The 17994-nt window shown below is 62.4% G+C and carries 15 protein-coding genes and 1 tRNA gene; 10 read left to right on the top strand and 6 right to left on the bottom strand.

Annotated features, from left to right (window positions below):
• The first annotated feature begins 26 nt into the window (after positions 1-26).
• The 4 genes from fdhE to P0D71_RS13775 all read left to right on the top strand — a co-directional run bounded on the left by fdhE (position 27) and on the right by P0D71_RS13775 (position 4543).
• Positions 27-1022 (top strand): formate dehydrogenase accessory protein FdhE, encoded by a 996-nt coding sequence (gene fdhE, locus P0D71_RS13790; RefSeq protein WP_091804196.1) that lies wholly within the window; start codon positions 27-29, stop codon positions 1020-1022.
• 40 nt (positions 1023-1062) lie between these two features.
• Entirely contained in the window at positions 1063-2493 is a 1431-nt protein-coding gene (gene selA, locus P0D71_RS13785; RefSeq protein WP_408480477.1) for an L-seryl-tRNA(Sec) selenium transferase, read from the top strand.
• A complete protein-coding gene (selB, locus tag P0D71_RS13780) occupies positions 2490-4403 on the top strand; it encodes a selenocysteine-specific translation elongation factor (RefSeq protein ID WP_408480475.1) in 1914 nt (637 codons plus the stop codon). The genes selA and selB overlap by 4 nt, the downstream gene beginning before the upstream one ends.
• Before the next feature lie 47 nt (positions 4404-4450).
• A tRNA-Sec gene (locus tag P0D71_RS13775) sits at positions 4451-4543 on the top strand.
• A gap of 106 nt (positions 4544-4649) precedes the next feature.
• Here P0D71_RS13775 and P0D71_RS13770 read toward each other — a convergent pair.
• Positions 4650-5753: a porin gene (locus P0D71_RS13770; protein WP_408480473.1), complete on the bottom strand. Its 1104-nt coding sequence runs from the start codon at positions 5751-5753 to the stop codon at positions 4650-4652.
• Positions 5754-5937: 184 nt separating this feature from the next.
• Positions 5938-6660 carry a GntR family transcriptional regulator gene (locus tag P0D71_RS13765; RefSeq protein ID WP_408480471.1) on the bottom strand — a complete coding sequence of 241 codons (723 nt, stop codon included), beginning with the start codon at positions 6658-6660 and terminating at the stop codon, positions 5938-5940.
• Positions 6661-6827: 167 nt separating this feature from the next.
• Between P0D71_RS13765 and P0D71_RS13760 the strand changes: the two genes are divergently transcribed.
• The 6 genes from P0D71_RS13760 to P0D71_RS13735 all read left to right on the top strand — a co-directional run bounded on the left by P0D71_RS13760 (position 6828) and on the right by P0D71_RS13735 (position 13222).
• On the top strand, positions 6828-7253 hold the full coding sequence (locus P0D71_RS13760; protein WP_408480469.1) for a GlcG/HbpS family heme-binding protein: 426 nt from the start codon (positions 6828-6830) through the stop codon (positions 7251-7253).
• 19 nt (positions 7254-7272) lie between these two features.
• Positions 7273-8298 (top strand): amidohydrolase family protein, encoded by a 1026-nt coding sequence (locus P0D71_RS13755; RefSeq protein ID WP_408480467.1) that lies wholly within the window; start codon positions 7273-7275, stop codon positions 8296-8298.
• A gap of 11 nt (positions 8299-8309) precedes the next feature.
• On the top strand, positions 8310-9221 hold the full coding sequence (locus P0D71_RS13750) for a VOC family protein (protein ID WP_408184778.1): 912 nt from the start codon (positions 8310-8312) through the stop codon (positions 9219-9221).
• 50 nt (positions 9222-9271) lie between these two features.
• Positions 9272-10144: a fumarylacetoacetate hydrolase family protein gene (locus P0D71_RS13745; protein WP_408184777.1), complete on the top strand. Its 873-nt coding sequence runs from the start codon at positions 9272-9274 to the stop codon at positions 10142-10144.
• Positions 10145-10149: 5 nt separating this feature from the next.
• Positions 10150-11724, top strand: coding sequence for a bifunctional 3-(3-hydroxy-phenyl)propionate/3-hydroxycinnamic acid hydroxylase MhpA (mhpA, locus tag P0D71_RS13740; protein WP_408480514.1), 1575 nt, complete (start codon positions 10150-10152; stop codon positions 11722-11724).
• A gap of 97 nt (positions 11725-11821) precedes the next feature.
• Positions 11822-13222, top strand: a complete 1401-nt coding sequence (locus P0D71_RS13735) for an MFS transporter (protein ID WP_408184776.1) — start codon at positions 11822-11824, stop codon at positions 13220-13222.
• Positions 13223-13433: 211 nt separating this feature from the next.
• Here the strand turns inward: P0D71_RS13735 and P0D71_RS13730 are convergent, their stop codons facing one another.
• From P0D71_RS13730 to P0D71_RS13715, 4 genes are all read right to left on the bottom strand, one after another.
• Positions 13434-14615, bottom strand: a complete 1182-nt coding sequence (locus P0D71_RS13730) for a porin (protein ID WP_408480465.1) — start codon at positions 14613-14615, stop codon at positions 13434-13436.
• 207 nt (positions 14616-14822) lie between these two features.
• Positions 14823-16058, bottom strand: a complete 1236-nt coding sequence (locus P0D71_RS13725) for a dienelactone hydrolase family protein (RefSeq protein ID WP_408480463.1) — start codon at positions 16056-16058, stop codon at positions 14823-14825.
• A 13-nt stretch (positions 16059-16071) separates the two neighbouring features.
• A complete protein-coding gene (locus P0D71_RS13720; protein WP_408302886.1) occupies positions 16072-16785 on the bottom strand; it encodes an SDR family NAD(P)-dependent oxidoreductase in 714 nt (237 codons plus the stop codon).
• Between the two features lie 19 nt (positions 16786-16804).
• Positions 16805-17926: a cupin domain-containing protein gene (locus P0D71_RS13715; RefSeq protein ID WP_408480460.1), complete on the bottom strand. Its 1122-nt coding sequence runs from the start codon at positions 17924-17926 to the stop codon at positions 16805-16807.
• Positions 17927-17994 lie beyond the last annotated feature (68 nt).

Below are 17994 nucleotides of genomic sequence, written 5' to 3'. Positions count from 1 at the left end.
CTTTTCAGTTTTCAGAGGTCGATACTGTGGTTCAACGTATTCTCGAAGCCGGCGATATCGAATCGCTCGACCATTCGGCGATTCCGCGCATCCGCACACCGGAGCGGCTCGCGGTGTTTTCGGCGCGCGCTGCGCGCCTGCGCCAGCTCGCGGCGCTTCACAATCCGATCGCCGGTTATTTGCGCCTGATGGCGGTGCTCGCCGACGCGCAGCAAGCCGTGATGGCGAACTTCAAGGCACAGCCGCCGAGCCCCGAATTGATCGCGAGCGCGCAGCAACACTCCATGCCGCTGATTCCGGCGCTTTCCGGTGTGCGTGATCCGGCATGGCGCGACGTGCTGCGCCAACTGCTCGACAAGGTGGCGGTAGCGGGGCCGCTCACGCCGCCGCTCGAAGCGCTGATCGCCCGCCTGCGCACGCTCGATACCGCCGCGCTCGAATTCCAGGCCGACGCGATCTTCGCGCAGCGCTTCGAAGAGGTCGATCCGGCGAGCGCGCCGTTCATCGTCGCCGCGCTGCAAGTGGTGTGGACCGACCTTGCCGCCGATATCGACAAGCGCGAGGTGCCATACATCGAAACCCTCGGTTTGTGTCCCGTGTGCGGATCGCATCCGGTGGCCAGCATCGTGCGGGTGGGTGGAGCGTATGATAACTACCGCTACCTGCAATGCGGGCTGTGCTCGACTGAATGGCACATGGTTCGCGCGAAGTGCTCGAACTGCGACTCGACCAAGGGCATTGCCTATCACACGGTCGGCTCGCCCGATGCCGACGAAGCCACGCGCGAAACCGAATCGAAGAATGCCGCGCTGAAGGCCGAATCGTGCGACGAATGCCATACTTACCGGAAGATCGGCATTCAGTCGAAGGACTACGATTTCGAACCGTTCGCGGACGATCTCGCCAGTCTCACGCTGGATCTGCTGATGGGCGCGGAAGGTTACCGGCGGGCGTCGCCGCATCCGTGGCTGTGGCCCGAACAGGCCGACAGTGCGGCGGAGTCTTCCGGCGAGTCCGACTAGCAGCAACTGGACACGACTAGACTAGAAAAGGGATTGCCTCGTGAGCGATGTGAGCGGCTCTGAATTGCGGGCCCTGATGGCGCGCGTGCCGTCGGTGGAAAAGGTGATGGCGTCGGCCGAGTTCACGGCGCTGATCGGCGAGTACGGCCGCACGCAGGTGTTGGGCGCGGTGCGTGAGGCGCTCGACAACTGGCGCGCGAGCGCGCAGTCGGGCGCTGCATCCGTGAGCGCGCTCGACACCGCGCAACTGAAGGGCGCGGTCGAAGCCGCGCTGCGCCAACGCAACCAGTCGCGCTTGCGTAGCGTTTTCAATCTGACCGGCACCGTGCTGCATACCAATCTCGGCCGTGCATTGCTGCCGGACGAGGCCGTGCAGGCCGTCGTGAAGGCGCTGACGCAACCCGCCAACCTCGAATTCGACCTCGACACCGGCAAGCGTGGCGATCGCGACGATCTGATCGACGAACTCATCTGCGAATTGACGGGAGCCGAAGCGGCTACCGTGGTCAACAACAATGCGGCTGCGGTGCTGCTTACGCTCTCCGCGCTGGCGTCGAAGAAAGAAGTCATCGTGTCGCGTGGCGAGCTGGTGGAAATCGGCGGCGCGTTTCGCATTCCGGACATCATGAGCCGCGCGGGCGCGAGGCTTCGCGAAGTCGGCACCACGAACCGCACGCATCTGAAGGACTATGACGAAGCCATCGGCCCGCAAACCGCGCTGCTGATGAAAGTCCACGCGAGCAACTACGCGATCAACGGCTTCACCAAAGAAGTCGGTCTGGATGAAATCGCGCCGCTCGCCCATGCACGCGGTCTTGCGGTTGCCGTGGACCTCGGCAGCGGTACGCTCGTCGATCTGGGCCAATGGGGTTTGCCGCGCGAAACGACCGTGCGTGAAACCATCAGAGCCGGCGCCGACCTCGTCACCTTCAGTGGCGACAAGTTGCTGGGTGGACCGCAAGCCGGTTTGATCGTCGGGCGGCGCGATCTGATCGCGAAGATCAAGAAGCATCCGCTCAAACGCGCGTTGCGTGTCGGCAAACTGACGCTCGCCGCGCTGGAGCCTGTGCTGCAGCTTTATCGCACGCCGGAGAAGCTCACGGAGCGGCTCACCACGCTGCGCTTGCTCACCCGTCCCGCCGACGAGATCCGGCTCGCTGCGCAGCGCGTACAGCCCGCCTTGCAGCAGGCGCTCGGCGAACGCTATGCGGTGGCGGCAGAGCCCATGTTCAGTCAGATCGGCAGTGGCGCTTTGCCTGTCGATGTGCTGCCGAGCTTCGGGCTCGTCGTCAGAATGGCGGACGGCAAGCGAGGTGGCCGTCAATTGCTCGCGCTCGAAAAGCTGCTGCGCGAGATGGCGCGGCCTGTCATCGGCCGAATTGCGGACGACGCGTTGCGTCTCGATCTACGCTGTCTTGAAGCCGCCGATGAAGCGCAACTGATCGAGCAACTGAAAGGCGCGCACGCATGATCGTCGGTACGGCGGGACATATCGACCACGGTAAAACGAGCCTGGTGAAAGCGCTGTCGGGCGTCGATACGGATCGTCTCAAGGAAGAAAAAGTGCGCGGCATCTCGATCGAATTGGGTTATGCGTACGTGCCGCTCGACAACGGCGACGTGCTCGGCCTGATCGATGTGCCCGGCCACGAAAAGCTCGTGCATACCATGACCGCTGGCGCGAGCGGTATCGATTTCGCGCTGCTCGTGATTGCCGCCGACGACGGCGTGATGCCGCAAACCCGCGAGCATCTGGCCATTATCGAGTTGCTCGGCATTCGGCGCGGCGCCGTCGCGCTGACCAAAGTGGACCGGGTCGACGCGCAGCGTTTGCGTGAAGTGCATGACGAAGTGAGCGCGTTTCTGAGCGGCAGTGTGCTCGAGGACGCGCCCGTGTTCGACACCTGCGCGACGCATTCCGATGATCCCGGCGTGGCTGCGCTGAAGACTCATCTGTTCGCGGCGGCCACGGCATGGCGCATGAAGCGCGATGACGGGTTGTTCCGTCTCGCGGTCGATCGTGTCTTCACACTCGCGGGCCAAGGCACGATCGTGACCGGCACGGTGGTATCGGGGAGCGTGGCGGTCGGCGATACAATGCTGCTCGCGCCGAAGAATCAACCGGTGCGCGTGCGCAGCATTCACGCGCAGAATCGTGCGGCGCAGAAGGGGCGAGCCGGCGAGCGCTGCGCGTTGAACCTCGCGAGCATCGAGAAGAGTGCGATTGATCGTGGTGACTGGATCGTCGACCCGCGCCTCTCGCAGGCGTCGGAGCGGGTCGACGTCATGCTGACGCTGCTCGCCGATGCATCGGTCACGCTGGAGCATTGGGCGCCGCTGCATGTGCATCTGGGCACGCAGCATCAGGTTGCGCATGTTGCGTTGCTCGATGGGGAGACACTCGGCGCCGGTCAGCGTGCCCGCGTTCAACTGGTGTTCGAGCGTCCGGTCTGTGCGCTGCCCGGCGATCGCTTCGTAGTGCGCAACGCGCAGGCCGATCGCACGATTGGCGGCGGCCATGTGCTCGATCCGTTCGCGCCGTCGCGCAAGCGTCGTTCAGTTGAACGGCTCGCGTGGCTCGACGCGCTTCAGATCATGCTCGATACCGGCAAGCTGGACGCCATCTTCGCAAGAGCGCCGCATGGTTTGTCGCGCTCGTTGCTGGAACGCTTGACGGGTATGCCGGCTGCTGCGCTTTCGTTGCCGCCCGATACGCACGTGGTCGATATGCCTGGCGAGGACGCATTGCTGGTCGCTGATACGCCTTGGCAAACGCTCAACACACGATTGACGACCACGCTCGCCGAGTACCATGAACGCTCCCCGGACGAATTGGGCCCGGATGTCTCGCGCTTGCGGCGGATCGCTGCGCCGTTAGTGGACGATGCGTTATGGCGCGCGCTCGTCGACGATGCCGCTATGCGTGGTGAGATTGTCAAACGCGGGCCCTGGCTGCATTTGCCAGGCCACACAGTGACGCTCGACGACGCCGATCGCGCGCTCGCGGCGGCGCTGCTGCCCGCGGTGAAAGCGGGACGGTTCGATCCGCCGTGGGTGCGTGATCTGGCGAATGCGAACGGTGTAGGTGAAGAGCGTGTGCGTCAATTGATGCGCAAGCTCGCGCGACAAGGCGAGCTGTTTCAGGTCGTGCGTGATCTGTTTTATCACCAGGAGGTGATACGGGAACTGGCTTCGATTGCGGCCGCTGAGGCGCAAAAGAATGCCGGTACGGTTGCAGCCGCACCGTTTCGCGATGTGACGGGACTGGGGCGCAAACGGGCTATTCAGCTTTTGGAATTCTTCGACCGGGTTGGGTATACTCGCTTCCACCGTGGGCTGCATCTGATGCGCGCGGATAGTCGCTGGCTCGATCTGCTTTGATCGGCTTTCGTCGATTTTGATCGGCGACGTGTAGTTCAATCACCGTAGGAAGGCATTCGTATCCGGTGGTGCGGCTGGGCTTCAAACCCAGTTGAGGGCGTCAGACGCTCTCAGGTCGGTTCGACTCCGGCTGCCTTCCGCCGAAACGCCCTGCTGGCGTTCTGTCAGGCTACACTCAGTCGGCGGCACAGTGCGTCTCATGCAATGCACATACGATCACCTGACTGCGGGCGTCCAACCTTTCGACTAAAACATGTGAACGAGCCCGACAATCCCGCTTGTGATGTTTTTGCCCGCAGCAACCGAAATGCCGGGTCCGCCCGCGTTGCTGACCGAAAACGACGCCTTGCTATGGTTGCGAACTTCGGCGACACCCGCGTAGACGCCCGTACGTTTCGAGAGGTGATAGTCGTAACGGATCGCGTACGAAGTCGAGTCGCCGTCACCATTCGATTTGAGGATGTACTGGCCGAAGCTGACCAGCACCGAGCCGAAGCTGCCGAACACATTCTGAAACAGCGCATTCACTTCATAAAAATCGTGATCCGGCGACGCGAAGGCGCTCGAAATCGACGTGGTGAGCCCCCCGGCATTTCGATGCATCTGATAAAGCGCGGACGGCTTGACGAAGCCGAAGTCGTACGAAGCGGCAAACAGGTAGTAGCGGCCGGTCTGTACGCTGGTGGTCGGTGTGAGAGTGGCGGTGGGCGCAAACCGTTGCTGAAGATAATCCGCATCGGCCGAAAAGCTGCCGGCCTTGAAGTTCAGCCCCGCCGACGCTGTGTCGCCCAGTGAAGCGGGCACCCCGCTCGCGCCGTTGGTGCCACGCGCATACAACGCGCGCAGCGTGAAGCCGCTCACCACCGCTGAGGTAAAGCGCACCGAGTTGGCCGTGCGGGCAGACGGAATGAACACGTAGTTGTTGGCGGCATTGCCCCAGGCCAGCGTGTTCAGCTCACCCAGCGAGTAGTTCACATAGGTGATGAACAGCGGCGTGTAGTTGTTGCCCATCTGGATCTGGCCGAACGGGCCGCGGATTCCGACCCACGCTTCCCGGTTGAATAGCGCCCCGTTGCCCGCGATGGCGCCGGTGTTCACATTAAAGCCGTCTTCCAGCTTGAAAATCGCCTTGTAGCCACCGCCCAGGTCTTCCGTGCCGGTCAGCCCCCAGCGCGACGGCGCAACGGAGCTTGAGTCCTGCCTGACCACCGTATGACCGCCGGTGTTCGCGTATTGCACAGCGGCGTCGATGATCCCGTAAAGCGTGATCGAGCTTTGAGCAAAAGCCGAAGGAGTCACCGATGCTGCGGTCACTGCAAGTGCGGACAGCGCCGCCTGTCTGATTTTCATTTTGTCTCCTGATGGCCGCGCTGCGGCCGTTTTTGGTTTTCAGGAGTTTTGTGTAGAAAGAATCGAAGGTCAACAAAAAATATACAAAGCCAGGGAAATCCACAATTCGTGCATTGGCTGCGGCGTACGCGTGCGCGAGCCGGGCCTTCGCTTGCGCGATGACCCGGCTGTGGAGAAAGAGGGCTTAGTTGACCGGCGGGAAGAGGTCCGCGTCGGCCAGGATGATGTCGGCGGTTTTCTGGTAATGCGAGGTGACGAGTTCGATTGCGGTGGCGGCATCGCCGGAAACGACCGCCTCGAGCATCGCCTTATGTTCCTCGCGCTCATGCCGTTTCGGGTAGACGCGACGCACCGACAACTGGCGGTAGCGGTAAAGCTGGTCGGCAAGCTGCTCACAGAAGTTGATCAGCCAGCGCGACTGACAGCCGCCGATCAACGCGCGGTGGAAAGCGCGATGCAGCCGCTCCCATTCCGGGTTTTCCTTGTATTCGCTCTCGCTGAGCGAACGGGGTATTTTCGACAGCCGATGATAGGCCAGCACCACCTGTTCTTCCCACTCGACCGAGCGTGTCGCAAATGCCTCGCGCAACGCCACCTCTTCGAGCCAGCAGCGGGTGCGCGTGATTTCGCGCAGGTCGCTGGCGCTGATGCCTGCTACCGCGAAGCCGCGCTGGTCGCGGCGCTCGACCAGCCCGTCCGAAGTGAGCCGGTTGAGCGCTTCGCGCATGGGCGTTTGCCCCGCCTGATAGTGATCGCACAGAAACTCGATCTGCAGCTTGCGCCCAGGCTCCAGCTTGCCGTCGAGCAGGTCCGCCCGAATGCGGTCATACAGGTTCGTCGCGAGCGTGGCGGCTGGCGCGCCCGCCATGCCCGTGCTGGCTCCGGGAGTCGCAATGATGCGGGACAAGAAACACCTCCAGGTAGATCATTCTGCTCGGAAGTATATCCGAAGCCCTGTGCCGCGTTAAAAACGATAGCGAGTAAGGGGTTTCCCTATAACAATACACAAAATGTTGGACTTTGACGTTTTGTATATATTATGATCGCTCTCAACCTGATGTCGCGAGCTCGAAAATGGAAACCGTTTCCCTGGAAGTAGCCAACCGGATTGTCGCCGAGGCGCTGGCCAGCGCGCGTCGCCACGGCTTTCGGCCGATGGCGGTCGTCGTGCTCGACGAAGCGGGTCTCGTCAAGCTGACGAGTCGCGAGGACGGTGCGACCGCTCTGCGCTTCGATATCGCCCACGGAAAAGCCGCGGCGGCGTTCGGCATGGGCGTCGCGACACGCACGCTGCTGGAGCGCGCGAAAGACAATCCCGTGTTCTTCAGCGCGATCGGCGCAGCAAGCGCCGGGAAGTTCGTGCCGCAGACCGGCGCGATTGTCATCACTTCGGCGAGCGGCGCCGTGCTCGGCGCAATCGGTGCGAGCGGCGGCACAGGTGACGAAGACGAGCAGATCTGCATCGACGGCGTTTGCGCCGCAGCGCTGTCCTATCGTTAAGTCTGCAAGCAAGGTCGCCATGTCTTCCCAGTTGAAATACGCATGCCGATGTCGCGGCATCGACGTGCATAGCCACGTCGTGCCGGCCGATCTGCCGCGCTACATCGGTGCGAAGGTGCCGCGCGACTGGCCGTCGATGGCGGCGGCGCACGAGTGCCATCGTCACGTGATGATCGACGGCAGCGTCTATCGCACGGTGTCGGACCGTTGCTGGGATACCGGCAAACGGGTCGCGGACATGGACGACCAGCGCGTGGCGATTCAAGCTATCTCGCCGATGCCCGAGTTGCTCTCCTACTGGATGACCGCGCACGACGCATTGCCCCTGCTGCAATACATGAACGGCGTCATTGCAATGATGGTGGACGACAGCGACGGGCGCATGCTGGGCCTCGGCGCAGTGCCGTTGCAGAACATCGATCTGGCGATCCGCGAACTCGAACGGCTGATGCAGACGCCAGGCTTCGCGGGCGTCGAGATCGGCAGCAATATCAATGGCGTTCCTGTTGGCGCGGCGCAGTTCGATGCCTTCTTCGAAGCCGCCGAATCGCTCGGCGCCGCCGTGTTCGTCCACGCCTTGCGCCCGACCGGCAAAGATCGCCTGGTCGGACCCGCACAACTGCTGCAGGCGCTCGCTTATCCCACCGACGTCGGTCTTGCCGCCGCGTCGGTCATCACGAGCAATCTGCTGGTTCGGCGTCCGCGACTGCGAATGGCATTCAGTCACGGCGGCGGTACGCTTGGCTCGCTGCTGCCCCGCCTGCAACGGGCGAGCGAGGTATTCGTCCCACTGCGTGAAAGTTTGCAGGCGTCGCCCGTCGAACAGGCCCGCAAGCTCTATTACGACTCGCTGGTGTTCGACGCGGCCACGCTTGGCCACCTGCTCGCCCTGTTTGGCGAATCGCAACTTATGCTCGGCACCGACTACCCGTTCGCGTTCCGCGAAAAAAATCCTGTTGGACAGATCGAGTCGATGCACTTCGACGAGCCGACTGTCGAACGCCTCATCTATCGAAACGCTCAGGCGTTTCTGGCAATCAGTTGATGGAGCAATACATGAACCAGTGCCTTGTCACAGGCTTGAGAGGCATCGAAATCGGCGTGCCCGATCTCGAAGCAGCCGCACGTTTTTACACCGATACATGGCATCTCACGGAACTGACGCGCCGGCCCAACGCGGTGTATTTCCGTGGCACGGGTGCCGCGCACCACATCCTCACGCTGGTGCAAAGCGAACGCGCCGATGTACGCGCAATCGAGTTCAGCGTCGCGCAAGTGGCGAGCCTCGACACGATCGCCGCCGCTGTCACGGAGCATGGCGGCAAGGTGCTGACCGGTCCGGCGCCGACGCAAATGCCCGGCGGCGGCACGCTGCTCGAAGCACTCGACCCGCAAGGCCGCGTGCTGCGCTTCATCGCGGGCGACCGTAGTCATGCGAATGACGAGCCGATCAAGGACCGTCCCATCAAGATCACGCACGTCGTGCTGAATAGCGAAGACGTGTCGGTGGCGCAGGCGTTCTTCGAGAAGGCGCTCGGCTTCCGCCTGTCGGATCGCACGCGCATCATGGCCTTCATGCGTTGCTGCAGCGATCACCACAGCATCGCGCTCGCGGACTCGCAGGAGAACACGCTCAATCACATCGCGTTCCTGATGCCGGACCTCGACTCGGTGATGCGCGGCGGTGGCCGCATGAACGACGCGGGCTATCCGATCGAGTGGGGCGTGGGGCGTCATGGTCCTGGCAACAACGCATTCGCGTATTTCCTGGGGCCGTTCGACTTCGTCATCGAATACACCGCCGAAGTGCAGCAGGTGGACGACACCTATCGCACCGGCGGTCCCGACGACTGGAAATGGCCGCCTGGCCGGATCGATCAGTGGGGTATCGGCAAGCCACCATCCGAGAAGATGAAAGCGGCCCAGAAATCGATCTTCTTCCACGCATCTGCTTCTGCACGGAAATGACCGGTGCGCACGACGCACCGCTTTACATCATTCAATCCTCGGAATAGACAATGAAACTGGTTACCTTCAAATCCGGCGACACGACTCGCCTCGGTGTGATCGACGGCGACGACGTGGTCGACCTGAACAAGGCCGATCCGTCAGTGCCCGCAGACCTGCGCGCCGCCCTCAAGGCCGGCGTCGACGTGGTCGCGGCCGCGAAGCGCGTCATCGCGGCGGGTTCGGACCATCGCGTGCCGTATGCGTCGCTGACGCTTGCGCCGGTGCTGCCGGAGCCGGGCAAGATCGTCTGCCTCGGCCACAACTACTACGACCACGCGAAAGAAGGCGGCAATCTCAAGCCGGTTTATCCGCTGATTTTCTTCCGCGGCGCATCGTCGCTGATCGCGCACGAAGACCCGGTGATTCGCCCGCAGATCTCCGACAAGCTCGACTACGAAGCGGAACTGGTGATGGTGATCGGCAAGCGCGCTCGCCACGTCAAGCGCGAGCAGGCACTCGACTACGTGTTCGGCTATTCGTGTTTCAACGACGTCTCGGTACGCGATTACCAGAAGCGCACGAGCCAATGGACGATCGGCAAGAACTTCGACAACACGGGCGCATTCGGTCCGTGGCTCGTGAGCGCCGACGCACTGCCGCCGGGAGCGGCAGGTCTGTCGCTGCGCCTGATCCTGAACGGCGAGGTGATGCAGCAGGCGAACACGTCCGACATGATCTGGGGCGTCGCCGAAACCATCGAACTGCTGAGCGAGTGTCTGACGCTCGAACCGGGCGACGTCGTCGTGATGGGCACGCCTGCGGGCGTGGGCTTCGCACGCAATCCGCCGGTCTTCATGAAGCACGGTGACCGGGTGGAGGTCGACATCGAAAGCGTGGGCCGCCTGCAGAACACGGTTCAGGACGAAGCAACGGCGCGGTGAGCACGATGAAGAGCCATTTCGATGTAGTCGTAGTCGGCTTCGGTCCATCGGGGGCGGTGGCCGCTGGTTTGCTGGGCAAACTGGGCATCGGCACCTTATGTGTCGATCGCTCGCGGACCGTGTATGACAAGCCACGCGCGATCGCGGTCGATCACGAGATCATGCGGGTGTTCCAGGGCCTGGGTGTCGTCGATGAGATTGCGCAACACGTGGCCGTGTTTCCGCCGTCGGAGTATTACGGCGTGGACGGTCAGTTGATCAAACGGATCGATACGGTGCCCAAGCCGTACCCGCTTGGTTATACGCCGACGATGGTGTTCACCCAGCCGCCCGTCGAGGCTGCGCTGCGTGAGCACGCCAGTGCCTACGACTGCGTCGAAGTGGCGCTCGGCATCGAACTGGTCGGCTTCGAGGAAACGGCTGACGGCGTCACGGTCGAGTTGAAGGACGATACCGGCGCGGCCCGCACGGTGACCTGCAACTATCTGATCGGTTGCGATGGGGCGTCGAGCACCGTGCGCACGCAACTCGGCATCGGCTACGAAGACCTCGAATTCGACGAACCGTGGCTGGTGGTGGACGTGCGCGTCAACGAGCAGGGCATCGAAAAGCTGCCGAAAGTCGCGATCCAGTATTGCGAACCATCGCGGCCCTGCACCTACATCGTCGGTCCGGGCGGACATCGTCGCTGGGAGATCATGTTGATGCCCGGCGAAGATCCGCGCGAGATGCAGCAGGACGAGCAGGTGTGGAAGCTGCTGGGCCGCTGGCTGACGCAGGCTGATGGCGAACTGTGGCGCGCCGCCAGCTATCGCTTTCACGCGCTGGTCGCGAAACAGTGGCGTCATGGCCGGGTCTTTATCGCGGGCGATGCGGCTCACCAGCAACCGCCGTTCATCGGCCAAGGCATGTGCCAGGGCATACGCGATGTCGTCAATCTGATCTGGAAGCTGAACGCGGTGATGCGCGGAGACGCGGCGCCGTCGCTGCTCGATACGTATCAGGTCGAACGCAGTGCGCACGTCAAACAGTTGACCTCACGAATCAAGGATATCGGCCGGTTGATCTGCGAGCGCGATCCCGTGGCGGCACGCGAGCGCGATGCACGTCTTCTGCGTGAAGCGGGCGGTGTGATCAAGACCATCACGCGTCAGGAGATCGTGCCGAAGCTGGAAGGCGGTCTGCTGTCCGGGCACGTGCACGCGGCCAACGGGACTCTGTTTCCGCAGCCCCGTGTCGCACATGGCGACGCGAATGCGCTGTTCGACGTCGTGGTGGGGGAGGGCTGGCGCGTGGTAACACTTGGCGGCGCGCCGGCAACGCAACAGGTGCACGCGGCGGCTGAAAGGCTCGGTGCACGTTTGATCGCGTTGGCGCCCGATGGTGACGTGCATCATGCCGTAGTCGAAAACGGGCGTCCCGCGTTGATCGAACTCGATGGCGTACTGGCGGGCTGGTTCGATCGGCAGGGTTGCTGTGCGGCGATCGTGCGCCCCGATCATTACGTGTATGGCGTGGCAGGTAGCGCGAGCGCACTCGAAGCCGAACTCGCGCAACTGGAAGCAACCCTTCGCGGATAAGCATCCGGATGGCCGCTTCGTGCGGCCATCCGGCCGGGAAGAATGAAGGCCAAGTCGCAGACAGAAGCGACGCCTGAAAAAATTAACGGAGACAATCTTGGCTACGCTCATCAATGTGCGCGAAGAACTTGCGCACGCACGTGTCGGGAAATTCCATCTGCGCTTCGCAGTCCTGGTTGCGTTCATCATGTTCTTCGACGGCTACGATCTGTTCAACGCCGCCTACGTCATTCCTCTGATCCGCAAGCTCTGGCATCCGTCCCCGTCGATGATCGGCATCATGCTGTCGAGCGGCATTGTCGGCCTATCTGTCGGCTCGGTGCTGCAAGGACTGCTCGCCGACCGGATCGGCCGACGCAAGGTGATGCTGATCGCACTGTGGACCTTGACGGCGGCCAGCGGCCTGCTTGCCACCGTAGTCGATTCTGCGCTGAGTTTCGCGGTGGTCCGGCTGGTGCTCGGTACCGCGCTCGGCATGGTTACGCCGCTCGCGCTAACCTGCATCAACGAATGGGCGCCGCGCCGCAACGCCAATACGTTTGCTACCTGGGTATTCCAGTTCGGCTTTTCCGCGGGCGGCATCTTTGCGGGCATCGCAGGTATTACGCTGACACCGTTGTTCGGCTGGCAATCGCTGTATTTCGTCGGGCTGCTGTCCGCCGGGGTCGCGCTTGCGGCCATGAAATGGCTGCCGGAATCCGCGCAATATCTCACCCTGCGCGGCCGCTACGACGAGGTGCTAACGCTGCTTTGCAAGGCACGCCCGGAGAAGGCGCATGACTATGCGCAAGCCCGCATCCTGCCTATGGCCAACGCCGCGCGTGCAGGGGCGATCAGCGAACTGCTGTCGCCGACATACCGTCGCAATACGATCGTTCATTGGATCGTCGGTTCGCTAAGCCTGTTCTGCATTCACGGTTTGACCGGGTGGCTGCCGTCGCTCGTGGTGGCCAAAGGGCAGGGTGTGTCGTCGGCGTTCGGCTACGGGACGCTCGTAATGATTGCGTCGGTGTTCGGCGGCATCTCGATGGGCTGGCTCGCAGACCGACTGCGCAGCCGGATTCGCGCGATGATCATCGGCTTCGCCCTGGCGGCTGTTTTCATGGGCAGTCTGACGACGATGCTCGGTAAGCCCGAAGCGATTGCGCTGATCGCAGCGACAGGCTTCTTCGTGTTCGGCGCACAGGCAGTGCTCAACAACTATCAGGCGATGAGCTATCGGACCGAAGTGCGCGGCACGGGGATGGGGGTTGCCGTCGGGTTGAACCGCGTGGGTGGCATACTTGGGCCGGTGATCGTCGGCGTGGTTGCGTCGGTCAATCCCGATCCGTTCTACACGTTCGCGCTCTTTGCCGGATCGCTGGTGCTGGCGGCCATCGTGATTTCGCTGGGACGCGTGGAAATTGCTTCGCTGCCCGCCACGACCGACCATGACTCAGCCACCGCTGGCGAAGCTGCGCCGCCCGCCCACGTGCGCGACGGCGCTGCAACTGGCTGAGGGTTTCAACTGCCCTGTGGGTGTAACGAAGCAGGCAACAAACAATGCGGCCGCCGTCGACGCGGCCGTTGCTATATTGAGAGCCGACGATCGATCAGTTGGTTCATGGCGGACTCTGTCGGAATTCGCGTAGCCACCGCTCCGCTTTAGTGAAACAGGGCGGTGACCGACATCTGCGCTCACCTTGCTACACGATGTGCTTGACGATACGTCAGAATTTGTGCCGAATCCCTAACTGGACGAAGGTCTGCCGGTTCGTCGATGACGCTGTCAGCGCGTTGAGCGTCGCACGCGCCGCGTGACCGGTGGAATCGGTGCCGCTCGCGAACTCCGTGCTGCCGAGGACGTAGATGTCGGTGCGCTTTGACAGGTAGTAGTCGAGCGACATAGAGACGTTGTTGTACGCCGAGCTACCGATGGTCCCCACCCCCGAGCCATGCGTGTAGCTGTAGACGAACTCGCTGGCAAGGGACGGCGTCCAGAAGTACGTGAGGTTGAATTCACCGGTGTCGAACTTCGCGGTGCCCGTGAGCCGCAACGGATTCGAGCCGGATGAAGTGTCGCCGAGATTCTTGAACTGCACGTTGCTGTAGACGAGGCCAAACGTGGCCGCTCCGAGCGTATAGCGTCCGGCGGCGGCGACGGCCTGATACGAGTGCGCCGACGCGTAGCCGCTGTAGATCGGGCTTGCGGTCATGTTGTTGAGAGCGGAGCCCGCGACATTGGTCGGCGTAGCCGTGAAGAATGACTGATTCGGGTTGCGCACGTTCATATACGCGGCGCCCGCGGAGAAGGCGCCGTACTCATAGCCTGCGCCGACGGACCAGATCTGGTTGCGCGCGAAGTCGCCAGCCTGGCCGCCCAGACCATACACGCCGCCCACGGTCAAGCCGCTGAACTCGGGGCTCGTGTACTTGACCGAGTTGTTCACGCGCTTGCTGTTGTTCAGGTTATCCAGATCGCCCGGGTGCGCGGTCGTGCCGCCGCCGTAATTCGCGGAGTTCATGCGCGATTCGACGAAGGTCACGAGCGAATCGTACTGACGCCCGAGCGTCACTGTGCCGTATGTCTTGCTTGACAGCCCCACGTAGGCCTGCCGGCCGAACAGCGCGCCGCCCTGCAAGGCCGTACCTTTGCCGAGGTCGAAGCCGTTCTCGAGTTGGAAGATGGCCGATAGTCCGCTGCCCAGATCCTCGACGCCCTTGAGGCCCCACCGCGAGCCCTGCATGATGCCGCTCGCGCCGCCGATCACGCGCCCGCCTGCGCTATTGCTCGTGTAATTCACGCCGTAGTCGATCAACCCGTACAACGTGACAGAGCTGGCGTTGGCGTGGGCGGCACCGCATGCAGCGATCAATGCGGTGGCGGATAACGTCTTGATTTTGATTAGCATGGCGAAGTAGTGGGTTGTGAGGATCGATTGAGGATGGGGTTCAAGCAGCACTGACCGCTCATGCAACATTACTTGCGTCAAAACATTCTGGTATTCGAAATTTATCAAGCTGCATTTGCGGGAATCGCAACGCTTCATACTGCGGCGCAAATGACGAAAGGCGCGTTGCCGCATGCGGACAACGCGCCTTTCGGGGGCAGTGACAGATCAGATCGGCTTGTTTTCGCTCGATGGCCAGTTGGACATGAGCGTATTCGTCGGCAGGGTTTCGTCGATTAACTTCTTCGCGGTCTGGATTCCGCTAACCGGCAATCCGGTGGGATCGAGCACACCGATTTGCACGAGCACGCAAGCCTGATCCCAATAGATATGCTCGTTATAGAGCTTGTCGCCGCGAAAGCAGACGACCGCGAGCATCGGCACCTCAAAGTATTTTCCCGTCGGCGCAAGGCCCGGCAGCAGCCAGTCGATCTCGCGATCGTGCGTCGCACAGAACACGAATTCGTCGACGATGCGGTCCGCGCCGATCGTGCGCGAAATGGGTATGAGCCGCGTGTCCTCCGGATTGGAATTCACGAAGTGATAGCGATAGAAGCGCTTCAGTTCGTCATGACCGACACCGCCGGTCATGGTCGGTACATGGTTGACATAAGGTTGCGCGACCATCGTCGGCATAATGGCATCGACGTCACGGGTCGCGAATTCATAGTAGCAGTGACGCTCCCAAAGCATGTTCAGGTCGTGAATCGGCCCCAGCGTGCTGCGCAATAGCGCGACCGTGCGCGAGTAAGCCATCGTTGCTGCGGGCTTGTCGAAGTGTGGGCGCCCCGGTGTCGCGAAGGCATGCTCGCAGCCCGGATATACATGGGCATCCAGTTGCGGACGGTCGGCGAACGCTGCAAGCATCGTTTCGCGCGCATCCGGTGAGCAGTGGGCATCCTCGCCGGCGAAGTGGAACAGCATCGGGCAGCGAATCGACGGAACTTCGTCGACGTAGGCATCGAGTCCGACACCGTAGTAGCTCACGGCGCAATCCAGATCGAGTCGTGCGGCGGCAAGCATCGCGAGTTTGCCGCCGAGACAGTAGCCGATCGCGCCAACTCTGCCAGCCAGCATCGGCAGTGCGCGCAAGGCCTTCAGTGTCGAGCCGATATCGCTTATCGCGAGATCGACATCGAGTCTTTCGTTGTAGCCGAGCGCTTCACGGAAGTCGGCTTCGCCGTAGCCCAGTTCGACATCCGGCTTCATACGCCAGAACAGATCCGGCACTAGCACCACATAGCCTTCTTCCGCGAAGCGATCCGCCATCTCCCGCATATAGCCGTTGATGCCGAAAATTTCCTGTAACAGCACGATGCCCGGTGCGGACCCTTGGGCCGGCGTCGCGTGATAAGCACGAAAGCGCCGGCCGTCGTGACTGTCGATGTCAATATAGGAACCCATGTTGCCGTCCGCCTTAAGGTAAGGAAAGAATTCGCGCCTGCGTCGCGGCACGGTCGAGCGCCAGATCTTGCGCGAGGCCTTGCGCCATCGCGCCGATATAGACCTCGCCCGTTTCGCCCGTCAAGGCGTCGAGCACCGAATCGGCGGTAAAGGCGGGATCGAGCTTCGGGCCGTCGAAGTCGCGGCTCATGTCGGTGTCGATGGCGCCGGGCAACGCGGCGAGCACGCTCACGCCATGCGGTGCGAGTTCCGCGCGCATCGATTCGGTAAGGCGTAGCGCAGCCGCTTTCGATGCGCACAGTGAGCCCATTGCCGGCAGACTGACGCGCGCAAGTATCGACAACACGTTGATCATCGCGCCGCGCCGGCCGATCAGAACCGGTGCGAACGCGCGTGCCATGCGCAACGTGCCCAGGAAATTGACGTCGATCTCGGTGCGGGCATGCTCGACTGCGAACGGCGACAAAAATGCGGACTGGTGGTTCACGCCTGCATTGTTGATGAGCAGCGTGGTGTCACCGGCAAGACGTGCGGCATTCGCCACGCTCGTTTCATCGGTGATATCGAGCGTGACTGGAATCACACGCGCATCATCGTGTTCGACAAGACCCCCGCGCGATGCGGCGTAGACCTTGCCGGCGCCACGCGCAAGCAGCCGCGCGACGAACTGCGCCCCAAGGCCGCGGTTCGCGCCTGAGACGAAGGCGATAGTATGGCGATCGATCATGGGAAGCTTCTCCAGACCTTTAAACGAGTGAGAAATCGGCCGGCAGCGTGACTTCAAGCAGTTCGAGATCCGCGCTGCACCGGCGGAATGCATAAGTCGACATGCCCGGAATCGCGATGCTGTCATCGGCGCGCAGATGCCAGGTCTGGTTGCCCTGAACGACTTCGAGACTGCCTGCTAGCACGAAGAAAAAGCAGAACTCGGTGTCGTGCATGCGCGATGCCTCCTGTCCTTCGCCTTGCGGACGAACCACGCGCACGCCGGCGAGGCCCTGTGTCGCAGCGCCGATTCCCGTGTCTGTCACCACGAATCCGGGGGATTTCCACGGCGTCCACGTCGCCTGCTTCGCGACATGACGCACGAAGCGTTGACCGTTGAAATCGTGCTCGGGGTCGTAGACAGTCGAGGGCAACGTCATCGCATGATCGGCCATCGTGATGTGCTCGGCGGGACTGCCGAGCTCGATGACTTCCGCGCCCGCCGAACTTTCCAGCACGCGATGACGGATCTCCGGCGGCTGCAGCACGCAGTCGCCCGCTTCGAGCAGGAAAGGCTCGCCTTGTCCTTCGTAGACGAGGCGCACCCAGCCCTTGCGGCAGAAAATGGTCTGGAAGCGGATCTTGTGGAAATGCACGTAATCGGGCACCGGGCCGCCCTGGAGAATGCGGATGTGCGATGCGATGAACGCGCCGCCATGCCGCTCGGGGAGCAGATCGCGGTAGCGCATGCCCGCACGGCCGACACTCCAGTGCGCGTCGCCGTCCATACGCGACAACACCAACTGTTGACGCGTGGGCGGCAGCACCATCGGCGGGCTGGCATTCACGAGACGCACCGTTACGCCATTCGGGGCGATGATTTCGCGCGTTTCGCCAGGAATTTGCGCGGGATCGTCGCAGAGCACCTGGAGCGTGTTGCCATTGACCACGTCGAGTCCGAGTCGCAACGTGAAGCCGTCGCGCGAGAGCATGGCGGTGCGAGGGGCGTCGGCCGGAAAGATCGCGTCGAGCCTGAAGCCCAGACAAGCGATGAAGAACTGCATCGTGGTGGGCAAATCGGTGCAATGCATCGGCATGACGATGCCGCGCACGCCTTCGATGATGGCGTCGGTGGAAGCGCGATTGATAGAGGATGAGCTCATGGAAATTCGTCTCAGTGATGAAAGGGCGGGTGGCTAGCGGTTCGCGCAGCCCGGCGGCCCTGTCAGCA

The organism is Paraburkholderia sp. RL17-383-BIF-A, assembly GCF_046028015.1.
Classification (GTDB): Bacteria; Pseudomonadota; Gammaproteobacteria; order Burkholderiales; family Burkholderiaceae; genus Paraburkholderia.
This window is presented reverse-complemented; position numbering and strand designations above follow the sequence as displayed.